Origin of the sequence: Cytobacillus sp. IB215665 (assembly GCF_033963835.1) — a bacterium.
GTDB lineage: Bacteria > Bacillota > Bacilli > Bacillales > SM2101 > Nanhaiella.
Map to the genome: position 1 here is coordinate 202,288 of NZ_JAXBME010000003.1, position 23,309 is coordinate 225,596.

General features: G+C 34.0%; 18 protein-coding genes and 2 pseudogenes. 4 read left to right on the forward strand and 16 right to left on the reverse strand.

All coding sequences use genetic code 11. The annotated features are described in order from the left end of the window. Positions 1–24: 24 nt before the first annotated feature. Together SLH52_RS05235 and SLH52_RS05240 are read right to left on the reverse strand one after the other, a co-directional pair. Positions 25–423, reverse strand: a pseudogene (locus SLH52_RS05235) (M23 family metallopeptidase); the annotation flags it as partial. Between the two features lie 582 nt (positions 424–1,005). Continuing rightward, positions 1,006–5,811, reverse strand: coding sequence for a binary toxin-like calcium binding domain-containing protein (locus SLH52_RS05240; protein ID WP_320208232.1), 4,806 nt, complete (start codon positions 5,809–5,811; stop codon positions 1,006–1,008). Between the two features lie 1,226 nt (positions 5,812–7,037). Between SLH52_RS05240 and SLH52_RS05245 the strand changes: the two genes are divergently transcribed. Continuing rightward, the gene (locus SLH52_RS05245; RefSeq protein WP_320208233.1) at positions 7,038–7,673 is read left to right on the forward strand and encodes a hypothetical protein; all 636 of its coding nucleotides are present in this window, start codon (positions 7,038–7,040) and stop codon (positions 7,671–7,673) included. 131 nt (positions 7,674–7,804) lie between these two features. On the opposite strand, the gene SLH52_RS05250 is transcribed toward SLH52_RS05245, so the two are convergent. The 3 genes from SLH52_RS05250 to SLH52_RS05260 are packed head-to-tail and all read right to left on the reverse strand — an operon-like array spanning position 7,805 to position 9,338. Further along, entirely contained in the window at positions 7,805–8,275 is a 471-nt protein-coding gene (locus SLH52_RS05250) for a GNAT family N-acetyltransferase (protein ID WP_320208234.1), read from the reverse strand. A 36-nt stretch (positions 8,276–8,311) separates the two neighbouring features. Then, positions 8,312–8,506, reverse strand: a complete 195-nt coding sequence (locus tag SLH52_RS05255; protein WP_320208235.1) for a DUF6366 family protein — start codon at positions 8,504–8,506, stop codon at positions 8,312–8,314. Next, a complete protein-coding gene (locus tag SLH52_RS05260) occupies positions 8,499–9,338 on the reverse strand; it encodes a sugar nucleotide-binding protein (protein WP_320208236.1) in 840 nt (279 codons plus the stop codon). The genes SLH52_RS05255 and SLH52_RS05260 overlap by 8 nt, the downstream gene beginning before the upstream one ends. A gap of 208 nt (positions 9,339–9,546) precedes the next feature. On the opposite strand from SLH52_RS05260, the gene SLH52_RS05265 reads away from it, so the two are divergent. Further along, positions 9,547–9,711, forward strand: coding sequence for a hypothetical protein (locus tag SLH52_RS05265; RefSeq protein ID WP_320208237.1), 165 nt, complete (start codon positions 9,547–9,549; stop codon positions 9,709–9,711). 58 nt (positions 9,712–9,769) lie between these two features. Here the strand turns inward: SLH52_RS05265 and SLH52_RS05270 are convergent, their stop codons facing one another. The 7 genes from SLH52_RS05270 to SLH52_RS05300 all read right to left on the reverse strand — a co-directional run bounded on the left by SLH52_RS05270 (position 9,770) and on the right by SLH52_RS05300 (position 18,030). Then, positions 9,770–10,015, reverse strand: a complete 246-nt coding sequence (locus SLH52_RS05270; RefSeq protein WP_320208238.1) for a hypothetical protein — start codon at positions 10,013–10,015, stop codon at positions 9,770–9,772. A gap of 361 nt (positions 10,016–10,376) precedes the next feature. Continuing rightward, complete coding sequence (gene recQ, locus SLH52_RS05275) at positions 10,377–12,521, reverse strand: DNA helicase RecQ (protein ID WP_320208239.1); 2,145 nt, start codon at positions 12,519–12,521, stop codon at positions 10,377–10,379. Between the two features lie 468 nt (positions 12,522–12,989). Then, positions 12,990–13,928 (reverse strand): alpha-L-glutamate ligase, encoded by a 939-nt coding sequence (locus SLH52_RS05280; RefSeq protein ID WP_320208240.1) that lies wholly within the window; start codon positions 13,926–13,928, stop codon positions 12,990–12,992. 180 nt (positions 13,929–14,108) lie between these two features. Beyond that, positions 14,109–15,452, reverse strand: a complete 1,344-nt coding sequence (locus SLH52_RS05285; RefSeq protein WP_320208241.1) for a DUF4179 domain-containing protein — start codon at positions 15,450–15,452, stop codon at positions 14,109–14,111. Next, positions 15,449–15,964, reverse strand: a complete 516-nt coding sequence (locus SLH52_RS05290; RefSeq protein ID WP_320208242.1) for a sigma-70 family RNA polymerase sigma factor — start codon at positions 15,962–15,964, stop codon at positions 15,449–15,451. The genes SLH52_RS05285 and SLH52_RS05290 overlap by 4 nt, the downstream gene beginning before the upstream one ends. A gap of 828 nt (positions 15,965–16,792) precedes the next feature. Further along, positions 16,793–17,356 carry a signal peptidase I gene (gene lepB / locus SLH52_RS05295; protein WP_320208243.1) on the reverse strand — a complete coding sequence of 188 codons (564 nt, stop codon included), beginning with the start codon at positions 17,354–17,356 and terminating at the stop codon, positions 16,793–16,795. 68 nt (positions 17,357–17,424) lie between these two features. Further along, a complete protein-coding gene (locus tag SLH52_RS05300; RefSeq protein WP_320208244.1) occupies positions 17,425–18,030 on the reverse strand; it encodes a TVP38/TMEM64 family protein in 606 nt (201 codons plus the stop codon). A 402-nt stretch (positions 18,031–18,432) separates the two neighbouring features. Between SLH52_RS05300 and SLH52_RS05305 the strand changes: the two are divergent. Next, positions 18,433–18,854, forward strand: a pseudogene (locus SLH52_RS05305) (hypothetical protein). A gap of 555 nt (positions 18,855–19,409) precedes the next feature. Here the strand turns inward: SLH52_RS05305 and SLH52_RS05310 are convergent. Both SLH52_RS05310 and SLH52_RS05315 read right to left on the reverse strand, forming a co-directional pair. After that, the gene (locus SLH52_RS05310; RefSeq protein ID WP_320208245.1) at positions 19,410–19,988 is read right to left on the reverse strand and encodes a competence protein ComK; all 579 of its coding nucleotides are present in this window, start codon (positions 19,986–19,988) and stop codon (positions 19,410–19,412) included. A gap of 136 nt (positions 19,989–20,124) precedes the next feature. Further along, entirely contained in the window at positions 20,125–20,352 is a 228-nt protein-coding gene (locus SLH52_RS05315; protein WP_320208246.1) for a hypothetical protein, read from the reverse strand. A gap of 163 nt (positions 20,353–20,515) precedes the next feature. Here SLH52_RS05315 and SLH52_RS05320 point away from each other — a divergent pair, with 163 nt between their 5' ends. After that, the gene (locus SLH52_RS05320; RefSeq protein WP_320208247.1) at positions 20,516–20,752 is read left to right on the forward strand and encodes an IDEAL domain-containing protein; all 237 of its coding nucleotides are present in this window, start codon (positions 20,516–20,518) and stop codon (positions 20,750–20,752) included. Between the two features lie 61 nt (positions 20,753–20,813). Here SLH52_RS05320 and abc-f read toward each other — a convergent pair whose 3' ends face one another. Next, positions 20,814–22,694 carry a ribosomal protection-like ABC-F family protein gene (abc-f, locus tag SLH52_RS05325; RefSeq protein WP_320208248.1) on the reverse strand — a complete coding sequence of 627 codons (1,881 nt, stop codon included), beginning with the start codon at positions 22,692–22,694 and terminating at the stop codon, positions 20,814–20,816. A gap of 427 nt (positions 22,695–23,121) precedes the next feature. Continuing rightward, a complete protein-coding gene (locus SLH52_RS05330) occupies positions 23,122–23,256 on the reverse strand; it encodes an RAxF-45 family protein (RefSeq protein ID WP_320208249.1) in 135 nt (44 codons plus the stop codon). Positions 23,257–23,309: the final 53 nt, after the last annotated feature.

The following is a 23,309-nucleotide window of genomic DNA, read 5'->3' on the forward strand; positions in this document are numbered from 1 at the left end:
TGAGCTTTCCTCCTCTTCTACTTTTTTACTTAAAAACGCTAATGGATTGACGGCATTTGTCTTATTAAGATCCCATCTTCCTTTATGCAACTCGAAGTGTAGATGTTGACCTGTAGATTGACCAGTATTACCCATATAACCTAGATGTTCTCCTTGCTTCACGTAATCACCTTGCTTGACTTTTCGAGATCCACTACGCATATGGGCGTAAACAGTTTCCCAGATTTGTCCTTCGATATGATGAACTAAAAAAACAACTTCACCATAGCTCGTTGATATATATGATCGACTAACAGTACCGTCAGCGGCTGCAACAATTGAAACCTTTCCAGATTGGGCAAAATCTACACCATGATGGTCTGGCCTATGGCTTGTACGATATGCTGACGACACCCGTCCTTCACAAGGATAGATAAACAATATTGATCACCCCTTTCTTCATTTTAGTTATATAATCTTTTATATAACTAAACTATGTGAAAAGGTCCGTCTTGGAAACTGTCATTTATCTCAGCACAATAGTCCTTTTTATTTCACATCGTCAATAGCCCACTATACTTGACTTCGTAAAGGTGATAAATTGTAAGAGCAATTTGACTATAAAACATATACAAAAGCCCAAAAATATGGTTGAATTATATGATGATGAACGGGGAGAACAAAGACCATAACTAGATCTATGTCCAAGAAGAAAAATCTCATTTAATGTGGATAATAGTAGAAATAAGCAACTGCACGCTTGATTGTTAAACGAGTTTAAATCACATTTTGACTTAAAATAAAGAAGGTATATGAAGAATTGTTTTCAAACTTATATACACTGCCGACTTTTAATATTTTATGAAATAATCTGGAATCAGTCATCATTACTATATAACTTCTACTTACTAAACTACTTTTTGTCCTCACAATGATTTTTCATACATTAGTTAAGAGTGTCACCTATTTTATTTATAAAAGAATGTAAAACCCTCAATGAGTTTGTTACTCATTGAGGGTAAATTTCTAGTAGAAGTAACCTACTATATCAATATCATATTCGGCATTACTACCAAGCACTGTCCATGTACCGTAGTTTGGAGTCATGGTCAGTAAATATGGATTTAGCTCATCAGCGGTTACATACATTAATCCACTATGGTGAACCGACTCAGGATCCTCACCTTTCGCAAATTTTGTTGCAGCAGTCCCTAGTTGTACATAATCGTTATTAATAGAGAATTTTAATACACTAGCACCTATATTTTTTGCTGTAACATTAACTAGAAATGCTTTTGGTTGCTCTTTAAAATCATTTCCTTGCAAGACAACTTGTGTAGATTGCTCATCTGTTACTGTCGGAGATGCTACAGAAATTGGCGTTGTATACTGTTCATAAAACCAATCGTTATTAGAGTCATTATCATCTGCAAAATACCCAAGTACTTTAATTGAAAATTCAGTATTATCGTCAGTATCTTTCCAACTACCTAAAGAAATGTCAACTGATATATTAGCAGGGTCACTTTCATCTGCTGGAACAAATACGATATTGCTATGCTTCGGATTATTCTCAGCACCTGGCTCAAAACCTAATGCATGTGTTGCCGAAGTACCAAGCTCTGAATAAGACGAGCCGTTTATTTTCACTCTGACTTTATTAGACGTCACTCGGTTTGCATCTACTTGTACAAGATAGCCTTTTGCATGGTTTATACCTGTACTATATGATTGGGTCCCTGTTGTTGTATATGTTCGCTCATGATTATATGGCGTGAACTTAGATGAACTTGATAAGCGATCAAAATATCCAACTACATTTATAGAAGTACCTTCTCCAAAATAATCATTTGTCGTGCTTAATGTCAAATCGGATGCAGGTACAACAACCGTAGTATTGTGAGTTGGCCTTTTATCTGGAATACGCGTAATTAATTTAATCGAAGAAATTTTGTCATTAAAATCAACTGTACTTAAATCAGGGATATCATTCGTAACAGGGAGAAACTCGCCAGCATAGTTCGTATTATCATAAGCGATTAATCCTATTTCAGGTAGTGGATTTAATACTTTGACAGAACTAAATTGATTAGACCAATTATTACCAACATCATCCTCACCTATGACATAGTCAGCATAATCACCTGTATAGTTCGTTCCTTCATAAAAACGATACACCGGTCCATAGTAGAAGCGAGCAGAGTCAATCGTATTATTAAATCCACGAGTACCAGTTGCACTTCTACCTTTGTATATAATATCTTGAAAACTACTTAAATCAGGAATCGACTCATCAATAATTGCGTACGAGCCTTCAAAATCAGTTTCCTTATAGATGATCACTTTCGCAAGCTTATCCTCATTATTTTCAAATTTTATTGAAGATAAATCAGACCCCATACCAAAAGGACGTAAGTCAAATATTGGTGTCAATGTGTTATTACCGTGTAAATCATTATAGTTTTTGTCATTGTAAAATTTAACTGTTGGACAATTCTGCTCACATCCGAGTTTGATGGAAGAGACATTATTATTAGTATCATACTTTGTAAGATTTTTTCCTCGTCCAATCGTATCCCACGAGTGATACCAGCCACCAGATTCAGAAAAATCATCAGCATTGTAAAAGTACGAATCAAGTTGATAACTCGTATCTTCACCTGCAAAAACTTTAAAAGAAGAAGCTTTATCATTAAAGTAACCAGAAATATCTTTTTTTCCGTAAATATCTATAAAATCACCAGCATAATCATTTCCACCGTTAGAAAAATCCTGCTGATCATATAGTCGAACAAATGGCTTTCCTGACTGTCCGACAATGCGAACTGCCGATGCTTTATTATCCATATTCGTGCTGGCAAGATCTTTATAGCCATTTACTACTGGTAAAACATTATCTACATTGCCATTTTCATATCCATAGTAGTTATAAAGAACAAGCCCTGATCCAGATTCATCCTGTCTTAACTTAACACCACTAACCTTATTACTTCCACTATCATTACTCATATAATGAAAGCCACTACGCAAATCTGACATTGAGCTAGTAAGGTCGTAAATACGTTCCCCTTCATAATTCGCGTCCTCGTATAATTGGTATGTTGTAGCTGCTCCTCTATATTCAATTGGGTCATCGTTGACACCTAAATAAGTTTCTTGAGCACCAATTTGTACATTATGTTTATTTGAAGTCGTTTGTGTATCTTTCACTTCAAGGACGAATGCTTCAGCAGTCGGATATTGTGACGATAAAGTATTAATATTTGAAACATCATGGGGTTCTTGTAATGGGACATACCCTAAGCCATAAAATGATAAGTCATACGGTCTTAGAATATACGATTCTGTTTCATTTCCATTTGCTGCAGTAACCGTTATTTTTGCATCTGCATGTGTTAAATCTATTAATCCTGCTGAACTATCAGATTCCCAAATACCATCAAAGTCACCGTTTTCATCCTCATCTGTTAATGTGATTTCCTGTACGCCATTATTAATCGTTTTAACTGTCGCTTTGACACTCTCAATTGATGATCCGTTTTCAAGAATATTTGCAACTACCTGCTTTCCTTCGTCAGCATAAAGTGCATATTGTACATACGGTGTACCGTTCGGATCAGGTTTTTCAATAACAATATTCATACCAGGTCGTAACTTAGTATCAAAAATGCTTTCACCTTGTTGGAATGCATCGTAATCAGCAGATGAATCAGATGAAAAATAAACACGCCATGAATCATCAACTTCTTCACCAAAAATTCTCAATTTTCCATTCACAATTTCTGCGTCAAGAACTAACACAAGTGCTTCCTCTAACGACGTATCAGGTTTAAATTGAGAATTTGAGTTATTTGGGTCATTAGCATATACTTTATAGTTATGCTCTCCAGTCGTACTACTAATAAAAGTAATATTAGCTGAAACAGCATCAATAGCTCCTTCATATAGGCTCCATTTGTACTCTGTAGATGGCAATCCATTTTCTATACGTTTCACTTTTGCCTCAATTTGGTCTGTAGATAGAGAAATAGGCAATCCCATTTCAATCATTTTAAGTTGATCTATCGTAAGATAAATAGGTGTGTTATCTACCGACCCAACTTCTTGGTACTGTAAAGCAATAGATCCACTGCTAGGGTATGTCCTATTAGGGGCAATCGTTCCAATCGTACTCGCATCAGCTGTTTTTAATGACAGAATATCTAAATTACCAACTGTTAAAGATAGACTAGGAACGATGTCATATGCTGGCGCAGTACCTACATTTCTATATTTTACATTCCAAATACTTGTTGCAGCTTTATCTTTTTCACTCGTAGTCGCTTGGCTCCAATTTGCTGTATTCGTGCCATTTCTACCACTCGAATTTGAAGTTACATCAGTGGTCTCGATATTCGTATTTAATTCGGTATACAGTTTAAGAGACGTTGATTGCTTTACCCCAAGATCGGTAAGTGATGCAGATATTTCAAATTCTTGGGTCACTTCAGTACCAAATTTAGCTCCAGTACTGATTTTTTTACTCTCAGTCGTATCTGTTTGGGTTTGCCATCCTGTTGACCTTGACGTTCCGTCAGACAGTGTAATAGTTTCTCTAGGTGTTATTTGAATATGTTCAAGATCTGCTTTTATATTTGGAAATGCTGGAACTAAAGGATGAGTTGCAGGAGCTAGGATAGCCGCATCAATTTGACCAGTTACTTCTTCCTTATCACTGTATGGATCTTGATCCGTACTCCAGTCATATGGGGACGTTGTGTATTTTAATACACCCATCTCATAATAGGCATCATCCCATTCAACTAATCCAAAGCCAGGAATATGAGTATAACCATTAATTTCCCACAAGTCAGTAACTCCATCGTTATCAGTATCGTTTTCTATCGTCTCCGCACTTGCAACTGATGGCTGATAAGCTACGAGCTCTGTTAGTTTTTGATAAGATGATAATAACCAATCACGAAACTTATTTACTGTTCTTTCTAATGAGTTGGTTTGATTATTTACTGATTCTTCTCCTGGATCAGTTGATTCACCTCCTGGCTCTTCGACTGGATCAACTGTTTCGTCTCCTGGCTCTTCTCCTGGATCAGTTGATTCACCTCCTGGCTCTTGGACTGGATCAACTGATTCGTCTCCTGGTTCTTCGACTGGATCAACTGATTCGTCTCCTGGCTCTTCTTGTATGATTGGCTCATCAACTATCAAATCAATAGGGTCTAACGAATCATTTCCTTCTTCACTTTGAATTGGTGGAAATATTTGTTCTTTCGGAATGATCTCTTCTTCTTGATTATTACTGAACCACTTAATTTCAAGTTCAGATAGTGCTGCATCTGGGTTGCTATAACCTATTGTAATGTTATATTGTTGATCTGACTCTAAGCTAATTGCCTGGGGTTCAAAATTTTGTCCATTAATAATTAATTCATCATCAATCCATAGTTTAATATGATCATTATCAGATGTAGTAAAAGTATAATCCTCAGAATAATTAGGTTCAATTATACCTTCCCATTTTATCGAGTGAATGTTTCGCATCTTACTTTGGAGTGGCTTTGGTATATTAAGTCTATTAATATCAAATTTTGCATTTGAATCTTCCAAACGTATTAATAAATGATTAGAAAACTCTGCGTCAGAATAATATGTTCCCTCCATACCATTCATAATAATGTTATCATCATTTATTTTTTCTTGAACAGAGCGCTCGGATTGGGACTCAATGTTTTTTGCATAAGTTACTGGATGAGAAAATGATACGATTTGAGTCGTTAGAGCTAGCGTTGTAATAATTGAGAAAAAACGTTTTGTTGATTTATTGTTCCCCATTAAAAATGCTCCTTTCTCATTTGGTCTTTTGATATGAATGATTACTTCATCCCAAACCACTTCCAGAGTAACGTACAACACTTCACATTCGAAATGCACCTCCTTCAAAATAAATAGTTTAAAAACACAAAAAATTACGTTGGTATTGTCTTATAAATACACATTCAGGTATTATCCGACTATGTTGATCTCTTTCAACTGTCCAATAAAATTTCTTACGCTTACACGTTTGAACAAGTACAGCTCTCATTTTTATCTGGATCTGTTAAACAAATGAATGGTTTACTAATATAGATGCTACGATATTACTTATCTACGTGGAAAATCTCAAAATGGAGGATAATGAAACATCTATCGCTAAAAACATATATACTTCGTCATTTATCGACAGTTTTCGAACATTAGAATCAATATATTTATATTAAATCGATTAACATCACTATTATTATAGTTAAATAATAAAGACGTTAATTATGTTTGATAGTGTTTCATATGGCACTAGTGAACCCTTTCAAGTAAACATGAGCATCAGAATAATCAACTATCAGTCTAAACAATCAAAAAAGCCTATCAACACGATAGACTTTAACCGAACTTTTAATCCTTATGTAATTTTAAAAAACGAATGAACAGATGGATTATCTAGAGAATAACTGCCATTAGGAAAGGCTCTTTTCGTATAACCTGTTACAATTGTCCCTCAACTAGAAGATAAGTATATCGGTTTACTCAACAATCATCGTTTAATAAAAGAAAAGATACCACGACATCTAGTTGTTTTCGTGTTTATTTATTAATACGAAAAACAACATCCTTTGTGAAAGCAGTCTTAGCAAAGGCTCTTTTCGGATAACCTTGTTGCAATTGTTCCTCAACTAGAAGATAAGTATGTCGGTTTACAACAATCATCGTTTTATAGAAGAAAAGATGCCACGACATCTAGTTATATTCGTGTTTATTTATTAATACGAAAAACAACATCCTATGCGAATGCAGTCTTAGCAAAGGCTCTTTTCGGATAACCTTGTTGCAATTGTTCCTCAAATAGAAGAAAAATATTCCTTTTTACTCAACAGTCATCTTTTGAATCAAACAAAAGTTAACAGAAATGAATGGAGATATCTATAAAAATTGACAAAAATATTATATGATTGTTAATGCTACGCTTTATTGGGGCAAATAACCTTTTAGTAAAAATCAGACATAGGAAGGATTGCATCAGAGAAATGAAACCAATTTATACTTTTTTATTAACATTAGTAGTGCTAATTACTCTCATTCAGCTAGAATTACCAAATATTTACTTGTATTTAGCAATGTTCATTATTTTAATATTAGCTATTTTAGCAAATTTATATCCCCTCTATTTTTCAAACAATGTACTGACAATAGAAAAGAGCATTCTGAATAAAAAAAGAAATGCTCTATTTAACTTTTATTATGTTTATGCAAATCAAATTGATGATGAAATCGAAGAAGCGACCGAGCGTGTTCTAAAAAAATATCAGAGGCCTCATATCTATGCACTAATTCAGGTCATATTTGCTCTGTACAATAAAGATATAATAGCTGCTAAAAAATATGTTGATCATATTAAACCATTAAACTATCGAAAATACTATAAAGGCCTGATTTCTGTTGTGGATAATCATGTAGATTTAGCAAATGAACTTGCTAATGAGATTAAAATTGAATGGATGAAATATGCACTCTTCGCAGAAATTGAAAGGAAACATGGAAATGATGAAGGAGCTATCAAATATGCAAAGCTTTCCTATTCTTCAGCCAGAGGTTTGAATAAATATATGATATATAAGTATGGTATACGAGAAGGATTGTTACATTCAGATAACGTTGCATAGGAAGATAGGTAGAGAGTTAGACCAAAGTCTAACCCTCTACCTTTTAACACTATTTAAAGTAGATAGTGTTGAGAAGATTTAATACTATTCTACAATTAGACTCTTTTTATTTCACTTATAGCATAGCTATCCTAGTACAGACTCTTATAAAACAATACTCTGTTATTACCTTGACCGTCATAATTACGTTTCACATAAATTCCTTCCATCAAAGTATCTGTTTCTTCAATTTGAAAACCCATTTTCTGATGGAATGCTATTGAATTTGTATTCACTGGTGATGTAATGCACTTTACGATTTGACACCCATGTTGTTTTACAGTAGTAAAAAACTGTTCATATAGTTTTTTAGCAATTCCCAGTTCTCTATATTGAGGATGTACACCTACAAAGTGTATGTACGCTTCATTTTGTTGAGACTGAGAAACAAATCCAATTATAAATCCAACAATCTCATCCTGCTCTTCAATAACAAAACTAGTATTTTGGAAGTGAGTAAAGAATAGCATTGGCAACATATGATCCATTTTTCGACCATTCCACCAATCGTTCACTACAGATATAATTGTTTGATAATCTGTCTCCTTCAAGTGTCTAATCATATTTCACACTCCTCTCCATAATAAGTTTTAATTTCATTACGTTGAGCATTGATTAAACGTTAGTAAGCTAATGATGACAATGATAATCGTTATAACAATTTGAAAACAACCACCTCTCACCAATTCTGAAGGAGACCCAGCTTGACTACGATTGATTCCATCATTTAACATTCCAGTTGGGTGATTTTTCCGTTCCTTATTATAAAGGTCATCCCTTTGCTTCTCACTCATTCAACCACTCGCTATCAACTTTTCTAAATACATGTGGTAGCAACGAATTACATATTGTTGTATTTAAGGAATGAGAGATGGCTCTTTCCTCTGCTTCTTCTTCCGAGATCTCGTAAGGAATAATCAGATCGTCTTGTTGATTTATCAGTGTTTGAAAAAAAGAATAGTAGCTTTCTTTATGTTCTGGTCCTACATGAAGGGTTCCACGATGCTCCATCATCATTAGCTTTGTAATCGCTATAGCTAAATCCTTAACATGTACAAATGTTTTAAAAATGTTTGTTGCCCTCTCTATTTTGTTGCCATTACTTATTTCGTTTAATACATATGCTACTCTATGATCCAATTGGCCTTGAGTATTTTTTCCATAGATTGGACCAGAGCGTAAAATGAGGTGGTTATTGTGTATTCGCCTAATTATTTGTTCACCATCGATTTTTGCATTCGTATAATGTGACATTGGATTTCTCACATCTAAATAAGAAGCTTGATCTTCCTCTGTATAATTACCACTACCATTAGAGAACAGCCCATCAGTAGATAAATATATGAATAGGGTATCTCTATTCATATATGACAAAACATTATTAAGCCCTGTATGTATTAGCTTTCTTTCATCATTCCTACTCATTAAAGGCCAAATAACTACATTTGGCTGAGTATGACTAACCACACTCTCTATATTTTCCTTATCAATTACATCTAATTGAATGAAGTTCTCTCTCTTCGTAGTTGAAGTGCCATATAAAGCTGAAGCAATGTAGTTTTTCTTCAATTGTACAAATATTTCTGAACCTAAATAGCCAGTTGCCCCTAAAACTACAATTCTCATGTTTTTTCTCCCTATTTTATTAATGTGGTTTCCGTACTAAAATGCGTCTTTTCTCTTTTAAGACTATTATAATCGTTTAATTCCTTCCGACTCACATAGGTGCCTTCCTTAAGCTTATAAAGTTATTTACATTTTAACTAACATTAACAAATTTTGTTAGTGGCGTGATAAAATATTTACAAAATAGTAACGATTAGAGGTGAACCTTTTGCTTATACTTATCACAGCTTTAATCATCATCGCTGTTGTTGCTTCAATCGCAGCCTGGAAAAATACTGAAACCATTCTGAGAGATTTATCAGAAATTAAAAAATACTTGAATATATCGGAGGAGAAAAACTCATATTTTGACAGTGACTTGGATAAAGAATGATAGTGAACTCATTCAAGTAAACATGAACACCTATAGAGATTGGAGTCTAATATAATATTCACCTTTTGAATTTAGTCATTACTTTTGGTACAAAATATGCCATGGTAGCTGAAAGAATAACAATAATGTAAAATAAAATACTTGAACTATTACCAAATTCAACTACTTCAGATATATTTTCAGTGTTATATGTAGCTTGTGAATAATCTAGTATAAACGTAGTAGTTAAAAATGCTCCTGATAATAATTGCAGCAGCAAAAATAAAATGATGAAGCTTCCTATAAAAACAAGATAGTTTTTCATACTTTCTCCTCTCACATGACCATTTTCTCATAACAATTTATATTTACGAGTTTCAAATGTATAAGTTTCAGATGAAATATAGTAATAAAGAGGCTGGGACATAACTTAAGTGTTTAACTAAAATTCCGAACAAAGTAATAACTTAGCGGATGAAATATACGTAGACTCCTGCGGGATGAAAAGCAACGGCTAGACCCCGCAGTGCCTAGCACGAGGAGGCTTGCCAGCTTCCCGCGGAAAGCAGAGTATATTTCAGGAGCGGCGTAACTACAACTACAACCATTGTTCGGTTTCTATTTAGTTAAAATACTTTTGTCCCAGCCTCTCTATTAAACATATATGTTGAATTCGTTAGGCAAGATCATTTTGCTAAGTGCATTTTACAAATCACAGCTTTAATTGCAAAATAGTCTACCTCTTCAGGTAGTGACTCTTTTAATGGTTTTAACTTCTCTGCACCCAACTCTTCTATTTTCGTTATAATTTGATCTTCATGTGTAGGGTTAATGATCCGCTCCCACTCAATTTCATTCCCTTCCGTTGCACTTCGAATGATATGATTTTGAATCGTTATTTGTGACATTGATCGCTTTTTTGCGATATCTTCAATAGCTTCTCCTGCAATGAATAATTGATAGGATAATATATGACTGGGGTTTTCATTTTCTATGTCTGAAACATGATCATTAGATTTCGACTGTACCTCTGTCGGAATATCCTCTGTTGCTTTAATATCATGTTCAGCTGCATATGTTTTAATTTCTTGCAAAAATTGGGTTCCATATCTTTCAAACTTAACCTTGCCTACTCCTTTTATGCTTAGCATAGCTTGTTCATTTAGAGGTGCTTGCTCACTCATTTCCCTTAATGCACTATCAGCGAAAACGACATAAGGTGGAACACGCTCTTCAGTTGAAATATCCTTCCGAAGTGCACGCAGACGCTCAAACAGCTCATTGTGTGTTGTTAAACGTTTTGCTTTCTGTTTTTGTTTTTTATATACTTTTTCATTTCCTTTTAATACTTGATACGCTTTATTCCCGATCATTAATACTGGATATTGACCTTCTGTGGCAACCAAATATTGTTCAGCTACGAAGTAATCAATCATCTCAACAATTTCTTTTTCGGAATATTTACTCAGAAGACCATATGTCGGTAGCGTATGAAATTGTTGTTCAATAACACGTTTGTTTCTAGAGCCTTTTAAAACTTGGGCTACGATCGTTTTACCAAACCGCTCATTCATGCGTTTAATACAAGAAAAGACCATTTGTGCTTCTGTTGTAATATCAATCGTTTCTCTAGCATCAGTACAATTCCCGCATTTTCCACATGTTTGACCATCTGTTTCTCCAAAATATTCGAGTATGTATAGTTGTAAACAACGCTCAGTATGGCAATAATCGATCATTTGTTGCAGCTTTTGATATTCATTAGCTTTCCGTTCAGGATTTAACAACGTTTGCTCTATTAAAAACTTTTGCAGCTGTATGTCCTGAGGAGAAAATAATACAACACAATCGCTTTCCTCACCATCACGACCAGCACGACCAGCTTCTTGGTAATATGCTTCCATATTCTTCGGTAAATTGTAATGTAGCACATAACGTACATTGGATTTATTTATTCCCATACCAAAGGCATTTGTAGCAACCATGATACTAATATCATCGTAGATAAATTTCTCTTGCATGTCCTTTCGTTCTTGCTCTGACATCCCAGCATGATACTTTCCTATTGAAGCACCGCTGCGTTCAAAGTAGGCATAAAGCTGATCAACCTCTTTTCTCGTACCAGCATAAATAATTCCTGAAGATGCTTTATTTGCGCTAATATATTTCGTTATGTAATCACGTTTATTTTCACCTTTGACGACTGTAAAAGAAAGATTTTCTCTAGCAAAACCAGTAACAAATGTATGTGAAGAATCAATATGTAGTAAATCACATATATCATCTTTTACTTCTGTCGTTGCCGTCGCTGTTAATGCGATGACGACTGGTAGCTTATCTAAAGCTTGAAGAAACGTAGAAATATGCCGATAGCTTGGACGAAAATCATGCCCCCATTGTGAAATACAATGCGCTTCGTCAATTGCTACTAGTGAAATATGTAACCTTTGTAATAATTGTTGGAAATCAGACGATTCTAATCTCTCAGGAGCTATATAAATGAGTTTGTAAGCCCCTTCTTTTGCTTCCGCTATTCTGTCATTTAATTCTTGTCTTGTTAACGTACTATTTATATATGTTGCTGGTATCCCAATATTAATTAAAGCATCAACTTGATCCTTCATTAAGGAGATTAACGGTGAAATAACAATTGTCACACCATCGAACATCATCGCTGGCACTTGATAACAAATTGATTTTCCTCCACCTGTAGGCATAATAGCAAGCGTATCATTCGCGTTTAATACATTTTCTATGATCCCATCTTGTCCTTGCCGAAACGCTGTATAACCAAAATATTGTTTTAATACATGGGTGGCCTTTTCTAACATGAAGGTGAGCTCCTTTCCTCAGTATTATATTCTCATATGGCTGTTTTCGTATTAGTTGTTGCATTTCACACTAAAATTCAGGCATCTTTTCTACTTTTAAAATCTACTAGCCCTCATACAACACATCATACTGTACCTTTTTAGTGAAAATAGTAAAGTTTATAAAAAGATCCTTTAACAAAAATCAATGTTTACAAAAAGAGTCTATCTAATAAATTATAAACATCTATCGTGTAAACCGTAGCTAATCCTTCCTCTCATTATAAAACAGTTATCGAAAATCTTAAACATATTACCATCTGTACGAGCCAGTTAAAAAGCTTTCTAGTTTTATTTGCTAAGAAATAATTACGCATTCAGTTTAAGGCACATTGAATCTATGGGCTACACTTAAAGACTCATCATAAGGAACAAAAAAAGAACCCTCCCGAATTGAAAGGTTCTTTATCGTGCAATTAGATAAAAGGTTTAGTTGTTCAATAACATAGCTAGCTCTTTACCGAGATACTTAGCAATCGCACCCATCCCTGAAACATTTGCCACTGCTTCTGCATCAGCATTATAGTTTGTATTAGTATTTACATCGTAAGTGTATATATTTCCTTTGGCATCTTTAATAAATTCGATTCCTGCAAAATGAATGTCATTGTTAGCGAGAAATTGTTCATATTTTTGAATGATCGGATCGTTAAAATTTTCTTGAATTTTAAACTTTGGTGTAGGCTCGGCTGTTGTCGGGCAGAAGGCATCTCCTATTTGACACGCGTCTGCTGGGCATAGCTCAAAGCCTTCAGACGTATCAACCCGAACAGCATAAAGAAATTTTCCTCCAACGAATTCACAACGAGTAATATACGGTTCTGGAGCCTGTATATATTCCTGTAAAAGTGTGATGCCATCAATCGATTCATCAAACTCATCGCTATTAACGTATTGCTCTAGTGCGGAATCATTGTCAAAGAGCTGAACGCCTAACCCTTTGCCAGCACGATTGTGCTTTGTAATAAATGGCTTTGCAAACGTACTTCCAGCTTGTAAAATATGTTCCTTACCAACTGCAGCAATCGTATGTGGAGTGACGATGTCAAATGCTTGCAACGCCGTATATTGGGCAACTTTACTAACTTCAAGCTGAAGTGCCCGACTTGTATTAAATACTTTTCGTCCATGCTTTTCTAACCAAGATAATACCGCTGCTGTATATTCAGGTGCAAAACGGTTCCCTCTCGTATGAGAAGATGCACTCATTCGGTTATAGAAAATCCCAATCGGCGGTTCCTCGTTAAGGTTAAGTAACCCCTCATTCAGAAACCAATCTTCGTAAGATAGTCCTAATTTATCGAGTTCTTTGTGTAAAGGTTCTGTCCATTCATCGTTTTCATGAATAATATATATTTTTGGTTCCATCTTAATTCCCCCATAATATATGACTGCCGTTATATATACTCTATTAGTACATCAGTATAACTGTAATTGATAATAATAGATAGTAAAAAGTATTGACCAAAATACATGAATAAAACATATTATTAGCTAGTAAAAAAGTTCTTTGGAACACATAATACTTTTGAGGAAACGCTAAGTTCACTATTTTACCTTTATACGGATATCTTTTGTATATTTTCTAGTTGGATAATCACTAATTGTAAACACTAATGGGTTGTTATAGTTTTCATTAGGGATTTCGAGCACCAAGCTTTCTTTATCTTCACGCATACTGTAGCCGTTCGATAGGGACTTGTGTTTTTTTCCATATCCATCAACAAATTCCCAATCGACACGTAATTCACCACTATAGAGGTCATCTTTATCAAATGAAATAACTAGTTGTTCCTTCTTATTATTGTAGGAGGGTTCTATATAGATACGGTCATCAGGTGCTTTTACTATTTTTCTGTTTTTTACATCCACCTGAAGGTCTAATAAGTTTTTATCCAACGCTCTTATAGCTGTAAATTCGATGTATAGCTCTTTCGGTTTGTTGAAATAATTACTTTCCAGATGAAAACTCTCCCCATATTCGGTAATATTCGAGCCTGTTACTCCATGCGAAATTGAAGTAACCTCATCACCATTTTCATCAACAATTCGTAAATCTTCAAGTTCGAAGATTTTCATCGTGTTGTTTTTATCATATGTCACTTGCAGTTTTAGTTGAATTGGATATACCTCGAGTGTCTCAAATGTGATTTTCTGCCCTTCGACTTCTACTGTTTTATTTATTTCGTATATATCCTTCATATTTTCGAATAGCTCTGTATTCACTTGAAAAGGAATACTATATTCATGTGGAAGTTCACTCATATTAGATAAGTCATCCCCCGCTTCAACGATTAGTTGGAGAATAAAACCTTCTGTAGGTACAGCTTCGTGAAAATTAAACTCAAATCGTCCGCTTATTGAATTTTCGTTCTGTTTATTTGTCAGGTTGCTAGAGGAACTACTAGTAAGATAATCTTTACCTTCACTTGTTAATAAATCTGGTAAAGGATGCAAATAATTATAGTCATTTACATTTTCCAGTGTATAAAACATGACCATCTTACTCTCATCAACAATAACAGAATCGATTGTGAACGTAACACCATTTTGTTCTTCACTAGCACCAATATGTTGAATAAATTCATTTTCTACCGCTACTTGTAAACTTTGGTCAAATTGAATGAGTTCAATAATTTTTGCTAAGCCAGGAATCGTACTCATATAATTAGCAAAGGCAGGTGATACCCGCACTGTTGTAACGAAGGATAATATTAAGATACAAGCACTAATGAAAGTCAGCCTAATTCTACGATTTATTCTTCGACTCTTTGTCGCTTTATTCATCCCATTCCTTATTGATTGATCAAGGCCTTCTGGTATCGACAAATGATCATATTTATCTTTTATGTCATAAAGAGCAGCTTCTTCTTTATCAAAGTCTTTATTCATGATAACCACTCCTTTGCTAAGCTAACTTTTAAAAGTTTTAGAGATTTATACAACCTTGTTTTTACGGTTCCTTCAGGACATTTAAGAATGTCAGCTATTTGACCTATCGTTAGGTCATGAAAGTATTTTAACTTAACAACTACTTGTAGTTGAGGGTCTAATAATGCAATATGCTGTTCAAGATCAATTTTCGTTAACGTTGCTGACTCACTATCCTCTACACCTTTATCTACTTCCTGCAAAGATGTTTTTTTCTTTCGACTATACTCTCTCGAACAATAGTTAATCATAATGCGAGTAATCCAAGTAGTAAAGAATTGTGGCTGCCTCACCTTTTTGATCTCCTTATATGCCCGAAAGGTCACTTCTTGCACTGCTTCTGTTGCATCGTGTTCATTTCTAAAATACGAGTATGCTATTTTATACAAGCTCATTTTATGCAAAGAAATTAATTCATAAAATGCTTCATCATCATACTTTTGTGCACGTTTTACTAGTTGTTCAAAATCCAAAGTGTCTCCTCCCCATAAACCTCTCTATAATATTAGAGCACATTAACACCAAAATAGTTTTCTTTTTCTGACTGTTTTTCAGATTAATTTTGCTTGTCGTACTAAGGTAGTAAGTATAAACTAAGCGTTCGTTTCATCTTTTCTTAATTAACAATGATGTTAACTGGAGAATAATCAGTTTTTGCTGTCATTTTTTTTTAACAATAGCAACGAGGTTTCCGTTGACATAAACACTCATTTTGTAATGGCTATTGTCTTTATACTCTTCCATTAAAACATTACATCCACCCTTTGAAATCTGAGAACAGTACATGTTGAGGAAGAAGCAGTAAGAGCACCAGGTAAACGATGTTTTTGTGCTTGGTTTAGTAATTAATAGTTCACCAACTTTTTTCTCTAAGCACCTTCACAAGAACAAAGTGTTTTGTATTTTCAACAACAAATGGTTAGCTGAGCGTTATGAAAAGAACCATAACAAAAAACGTTAATAAGTCCAAATCCTTATCAACGTTCGCATTTATGTAGTATTTATTTACTTTTAATGTATTTTAATATTCTGTCATTTTATTACAGTGAATTAAAATGGTGTATCATTTCAGAAAAACAGAGACCATCATTACCTAGTGTATTTAGCAATAAGGTTTGCGAAAGGCTGTTTTCACATAGAGTTGTTTTTCGTACTAATAAATAAACACGAATACAATTAGATTTCGTGGCATCTTTTCTTATATAAAACGATGACTGTTGAGTAAAACGGCATCTTTGCCTTCTAGTTGTGGAACTATGCAAATAAAGTGTACGAAAAGAGCCTGGCGAAAAGATAGTAGGCTAAAAAGTTATATCAAATTCATCCATTGGCCAGTAACGTAAATTGACCTTTCCAACAACTTGATCTCGTTTAATAAACCCAAAATGCCTCCCATCCCAACTTTTGCGTCGGTTATCCCCTATAACAAATACTGAGTCTTCTGGAACAATAGCTTCACCAGTAATTTCTTGTAGTGTAAAATCTCCTGTAAGTTTACCTTCAACGAGTCTTTCTTTAAATGGGAGAAGGTATGGCTCTTGAACAGGTTTATCATTAATATATAAAACGTCTTGCTTGTATTCAATTTTGTCACCTGGTAAACCGATCACACGTTTCACATAGTCATCTTCACTATCTGAATGAAAGACAACGACATCAAAATGCTCTAGATCTCCTAAACGATAACCTATTTTATTTACCATTAACATATTACCATCCTGAAGGGTAGGCATCATCGATTCACCTTCAACTACATAATTCGTAAAGAAGAATGTTCTAAAAAATGCAAAAATAATAATTCCAATACCTATAGACTTAAGCCATTCAATTCCTTCTTTTTTAATATTTTTTTCTTGTTGAGGCATTGTCTATTAACTCCTTCATAACTATTATTTAATTTTATTTTATCAGTATCAGTATCATGGAACAATAATCAATTTGCGGTTTGCTTAATATTAAACCTTGCTTCTAGTCTTTTCCCTACGACCCATAATATGAAAATGATAATAACAACGATAATTGATCGAACGGGCTGCTGAACTAAGGCTGCAATATCATACCCAACCCAGCTCATTGTAAAGATCATCACCATTTTCCCACACAATACGGCAAGAATAAATTGAGGTACACGTACGTTTGACAAGCCAGCAACAATGTTAACAGCTGCTGATGGGGTAAATGGGAAGCATAGGAGTAAAAACAATGGACCGAACCCGTGTCTATCAACCCAATTCATTAAGCTTTTCACTTTAGGATGACGGCTAACAAAAGAAAAGAAGCGCTGTTGGCCAAATTTTCGGACTAGAAAAAACACCGCTATTGAACCCGCACATGCACCAATCCAAGAAAAGATAAAACCGAGCCAAAGTCCAAACGCAGCCGCATTTGCCATCACAAATACAAATAAAGGAAAAAACGGCAAAAATGCTTCAATTAATGGAAGGAAAATTCCAGGCAGTGGTCCTAATGAGCGATATTCTTCTAGTACAGATAATATATTTTCTAACGTTATAAGTTCTCTTAACGTGTCTAGGTCCATGTCTATTACTCCTCATCGTCAGATACATATTTTTTACCCACTATTTCATATATTGTACACGTATAATGTTATTTTTGGGAAATATAATATCAAACAAACGTCATTTCTACAACTATTGTGAATTATACCCTTTTCACAATTTTAGATACTTGTTTTTTTTCATAAATTATATTAAGATATAAACCAAACATATGTTCTTTATTACTGTAATAAAGCTGTTTTCACATTCATTATAGTTTTTCAAATCCACTTTACTTCTTATTCATAGCCATGTGCTAAACTTCGTTAGCTTGCTTATTTAACAGTAAAGTTTACGCAATTTTTTAAGAAAATCACGAGGAAGCATTAACTCTACACTCGTTATATTCATACTTGAACAAGCTTTCTGAAAGGAGAACTAGTATGACGAGAATTCCAAATGAAGAACGAGCAATGATGGAGTTGGCCATTTATTTGCCTATGTTACTAATTGTTTTAAACAAAGACTTAGCAACCATTCAACAAAGTAATTTCAAACTAAAAAAGCCATACGTAACTATTATTGAGCAATCAATGAAACAAATTCAAATAGATTTACGACACAAAAGAAAGAAATGTACAAAAATGATTTAAAAGTATGTGAAGTAAACCGAGATGAAGCTTTCACAGATTTTCTATTTATTTATAAAGGGTATGAAGAGCGACACAATTACTTTAATCCACGTATAAGAAATAAAGTACAGGACCTAATGATTGTATACTTGCAAGATAACAAAATTAATTCGGACAAGCCGATTGATACGTATGAAGGAACATTATCAAATTCAATAAATGACATAGTATGAATGCAAGACTTTACCCATTGTCGATTAGCTTATAGTCAACAAGGTCACCGCAAATTAACATATAAACGTGATATTGCTCAGAAATATGTATCCTATGTTAATACGCACATAGTTGGATGTAATTAAATGTGTTACTACTGATATCATGTATGTCGCTATCTAGAGGAAATAAAAAATCATATATACAACTTTGTATTACTGTTGTATATATGATTCGAGATTGTTGTCGTTACTCCTTTTAATTTAAATGTTTACGAATTAATTATCGTTGTTCATACTAAAATATAAACACGTATTCAATTAGTGTCTTTAGCATTCACCAATAATTAACTGCAACGGCTAGATCACTACCTAGCTACCAAATTTCGTTAACATTGCCACAAAGTTTACAAAAGACTATTTTCATATAGATTGTTGCTTTTCGTTCAAAAAATAAACACGTATACCATTAGATTTCATGGCATCTTTTCTTCTATAAAACAACGATTTTCCTTAAATAACATTTTCACTACTTTAGGAACAATTACAACGAAGTTTACGCAAAGAGCCTTTCATCTAGTCATGTTTACTTTTATCTTCCATTATGTAACTATGACTAAATTCTTGCCCATTCTTTTTCTCTGGAGTTAGCAAAAATGCCATTTTACGATTATTGTTATCAATGCGGTGTGTTAATTTTGTTTGCAACTGAGCGGTACGATGTAATTGATTTTTAAATGATCTATGAGAAATAGGCAATTCAATATTTGTTTTATTTACAAAGATTACATCAGTTTTATTTCCGGCGACTGGCTTATGATCCTGAACGTGAGGGTGTGAAATCCAAGCACATAACGATTTTTTAGGTGAGAGTGTTGGGAAGAGGTAAATCATGTTAGATGGCTCAATAGCGATGGGAGCTTTATAAGATATTCCAATAATCTTATATGTACCCTCACGCCTTCCTTTGAAGCTTGTACCGTAATAAATACAACTTCTTTCAATAATTTGAAGCGGCTTCATTAATACAATAAACTCCTCAGTTTCTTCTATAACTTTTGAAACTGGCCTTCCTCCATAAATATGTGGCAAGATAGACATCGTGTGCCTGTTTACCTCATAACCTTGCAAGATACCATGTGACCCAGCATTCATTTCATCAACTCCTAACTATTAATTTAAACCTAAATATTTCCTTTATATAATAGCACACAAATTTGTACATTTATTTGAATTCACAAAATATTCATAATATAAGTGATTTCTACCATAGAAAATCACTTATATAATTTTACGAATTATTTTTTGATTGTCCTATTTCTTTTTGAGCAATATATTCATTAGCTTCTTGCTGTATGACATGCTCGTTTGTTGAATCACCAGAAAACTGAATTTCTGATTTAAATGGATTATTTGAATCAAAATTTGTAGTCAGCATAACCGAGGGATTAAGTGTCGTTCCCAAAGGTAATTCCGTCTCATCTTCCATCGTCGACTTTACTTTGTTTTGTTTATCCACTAATTATTCCTCCATTCTATGTTCTATACAAATAACATGTTCCATTATTGTAATTTTATTCACAATCATGTAATTTTATCTATTTTCCGAATATTTTAAATTTTTGGTTGATTTTTCACTTAATTATCCATATAATATAAAAAAGACGTAGGAGGGATTTTTAATGAGAGAAAAAAAGTCGTATACTGAGATCATGAAATCCCACGGCAAAGATCAAAAATTGCTACACGATGCTACTATGATTGATGTATACATTCAAATGGTAATAGACGCTGCTATTTATGATAGAAAAAAAGAATTACTGTTACAAAAAATTGATGCTGCTTTAGATTGCAGGAACAATGAGTTATTTATGAATCTTTCACAGGAATATAACAACTTACTAAAGCTTTCCTCATAACTATTTACTTGATCAAAAGCTACGTACTTAAATGTTGAGTACGTAGCTTTTTTTGCTGCAGTTATAGCATCTCATCTAAAATTTCATACAGATCGTCTCTTTCGGTACTTAATAATTCTTTCTTTTGCTGTAATTCTAATAAATTTGTTAGTTCAAATTCTTGTTCCATTAGTTGCTCAATCTTATTAATTTCAGCTTCTAGTGCTTCAACTTTTATTTCTACATGGTGGACTGTTACAATCTCTTGTTTATTAACGGATACCACTGTTTTTTTGACATAATGATTTTCACTTTGTGTTTTAGCTGGATTTAGATTATGTTCTTTTCTTTTTCCTTTTGCTTCATCGTAACTACCTTCATATCTTGTTAATCCATAGCCTTCAATCCAATAAGTGACCTTAAAGCATTTATTTAGCAAATAACGATCGTGTGATACACAAATCAGCGTCCCAGCAAAATCTTCAATTGCATCTTCAAGTACCTCACGAGAGTCAATATCAAGGTGGTTTGTTGGTTCATCTAAAATGAGCACATTAATTTGTTGGTGCATAAGTTGTGCTAAGCGCAACCTCATTCGTTCACCACCACTAAGGCTTGAGACTTTTTGAAAAACATCCTGGCCATAAAACATAAATCTAGCTAAAATGTGCCGAGCATCTGCTTGCGATATCGGTACTTCATTACAAAAGTGCTTAAGAATCGATTCTTCTTTGTTGTCATACTTAAGCTGTTGGGATAAATAACCTATTTTAACTTGATTTCCTACTTTAACAGTCCCTTTGTCTACTTGTTCATTACCTAATATCATTTTTAATAATGTTGTTTTGCCGCTTCCATTATGTCCTACAATTGCCACCCTTTCTTGAAATCTAACATACATTGAGGCATCGTTAAAAAGTTTTTTCCCTTCAAACTTTTTGCATATTTGATCAATGACGATGACGTCCTTTCCACTTCTATCCTCCATATTAAACGAAAGTCCCATTTTCTTTCTTTCAAGAATCGGACGTTTTAGTTTTTCCATCCTCTCAATTGCACGCTCCATATTTTTTGCTCGTTTATGCAATCCTTCGTTTGGTGGATTCGCACGGTTTGCCCATTCTTTCAACCGTTTAATCGTTTCCCTCATCTTTTTGATTTTCTTCTGTTGCTCCTCATACGCTGCAAATTCAGCAAGTAATCTTTCTTCCTTTTCTTTAATAAATGCAGAGTAATTACAGTGGTACGTAGACAGTTCGCCAGCTTCCAAATCATAAATCTTTGTAACAATTTGATCTAAAAAATATCGATCATGAGATATTACGAAAACTGTGCCTTCATATTGAGTTAAATACTGTTCAAGCCATTCTACAGCGTCTATGTCTAAATGATTGGTCGGTTCATCAAGTAATAACAGACTTGGCTGTTGTAGAATAACTAACCCAAGTCCAACTTTCGTCTTTTCACCACCACTAAGTTCATTAAACCTTTGTTCAAGCATTGCTTCAATTCCTAAACCATTAGCTACCTTCATGATTTCAGCTTCAATTTCATAGCCACCCAAGTTAGAGAATTGTTGTTGGACTGTCCCATACTCTTCTAATAACAACTCAAGTGACTGTTGGTTTTGCTCATTTGCCATATCTGTTTCTAATTTTTTCATTTTTTGTTCCAGCTTTTTCACATGTGAAAAAGCATGTTGGAGAACATCTAATACTGTTGTACTAGCTTCAAAACTTGGAATTTGTGCAAGGTATCCAACTTTACAACCTTTCTGCAGATGAATTTCTCCACTATCAGGCTGTTCTATACCTGACAACAATTTAAAAATAGTTGTTTTTCCACTGCCATTTTGCCCTACAATTCCAATTCGCTCTCCAGTTTTTATTTCAAAGGAAATATTTTCGAATATCTGATTTCCTCCATACATTTTACTAATATCATTCGCTGCACATACGATCATTTTTAACCACTCCTTAACAAAGTTAGACTAGCTGAAGTTTTTACTGACGTTCGGGGCATCTTTCTTCTATTAAACAATGACTTTTATGTCCGACGTCTTTATCTTCTAATTAAGAAACGCAACAAAGTTTACGAAAAGAGCCATATAAAAACACAAAAAAAGCCATAGGTAAGATTCAGCTACCCATGGCTTTATGAAACATAAATTTACTAAACAAGAAATCATCAATCGTATACAAGTTGGCATAAGAATTCAAGCACAAAAAAGGAGAGCATGACTCTCCCCATAGTTGCCGATCAGATTTCTGTGAGAAATTTATATTAGATGGTGTTCAGATATGCTAAGAAAATTAGTCAGATTTTTCGACGCTACACTCTCCAACTGATTACGCATCCTTCTGAACACACACTATTGGGGTTAAGAGACCTTACATTCTGTTCAATATGATGTTGTTTCTAAAAATGGGCATACGTATCCCGTTGAAAACAACACCATGAAAAATCGCACGGCAAATATAAATATATGATAAAAAGCCATTGCGATTAATAACAGAATGTAACATCTCTACACCTCCTTATCATTTTACAAGATGTTTTCATTGTATCAATTGAATCA

Coding starts and splice junctions, on each gene's coding strand:
- SLH52_RS05240 (WP_320208232.1), bottom strand. CDS start 5,811: ATGGGGAACAATAAATCAACAAAACGTTTTTTCTCAATTATTACAACG.
- SLH52_RS05245 (WP_320208233.1), top strand. CDS start 7,038: ATGAAACCAATTTATACTTTTTTATTAACATTAGTAGTGCTAATTACT.
- SLH52_RS05250 (WP_320208234.1), bottom strand. CDS start 8,275: ATGATTAGACACTTGAAGGAGACAGATTATCAAACAATTATATCTGTA.
- SLH52_RS05255 (WP_320208235.1), bottom strand. CDS start 8,506: ATGAGTGAGAAGCAAAGGGATGACCTTTATAATAAGGAACGGAAAAAT.
- SLH52_RS05260 (WP_320208236.1), bottom strand. CDS start 9,338: ATGAGAATTGTAGTTTTAGGGGCAACTGGCTATTTAGGTTCAGAAATA.
- SLH52_RS05270 (WP_320208238.1), bottom strand. CDS start 10,015: ATGAAAAACTATCTTGTTTTTATAGGAAGCTTCATCATTTTATTTTTG.
- recQ (WP_320208239.1), bottom strand. CDS start 12,521: ATGTTAGAAAAGGCCACCCATGTATTAAAACAATATTTTGGTTATACA.
- SLH52_RS05280 (WP_320208240.1), bottom strand. CDS start 13,928: ATGGAACCAAAAATATATATTATTCATGAAAACGATGAATGGACAGAA.
- SLH52_RS05285 (WP_320208241.1), bottom strand. CDS start 15,452: ATGAATAAAGACTTTGATAAAGAAGAAGCTGCTCTTTATGACATAAAA.
- lepB (WP_320208243.1), bottom strand. CDS start 17,356: ATGCCTCAACAAGAAAAAAATATTAAAAAAGAAGGAATTGAATGGCTT.
- SLH52_RS05300 (WP_320208244.1), bottom strand. CDS start 18,030: ATGGACCTAGACACGTTAAGAGAACTTATAACGTTAGAAAATATATTA.
- SLH52_RS05310 (WP_320208245.1), bottom strand. CDS start 19,988: ATGAATGCTGGGTCACATGGTATCTTGCAAGGTTATGAGGTAAACAGG.
- SLH52_RS05320 (WP_320208247.1), top strand. CDS start 20,516: ATGAGAGAAAAAAAGTCGTATACTGAGATCATGAAATCCCACGGCAAA.
- abc-f (WP_320208248.1), bottom strand. CDS start 22,694: ATGATCGTATGTGCAGCGAATGATATTAGTAAAATGTATGGAGGAAAT.
- SLH52_RS05330 (WP_320208249.1), bottom strand. CDS start 23,256: ATGTTACATTCTGTTATTAATCGCAATGGCTTTTTATCATATATTTAT.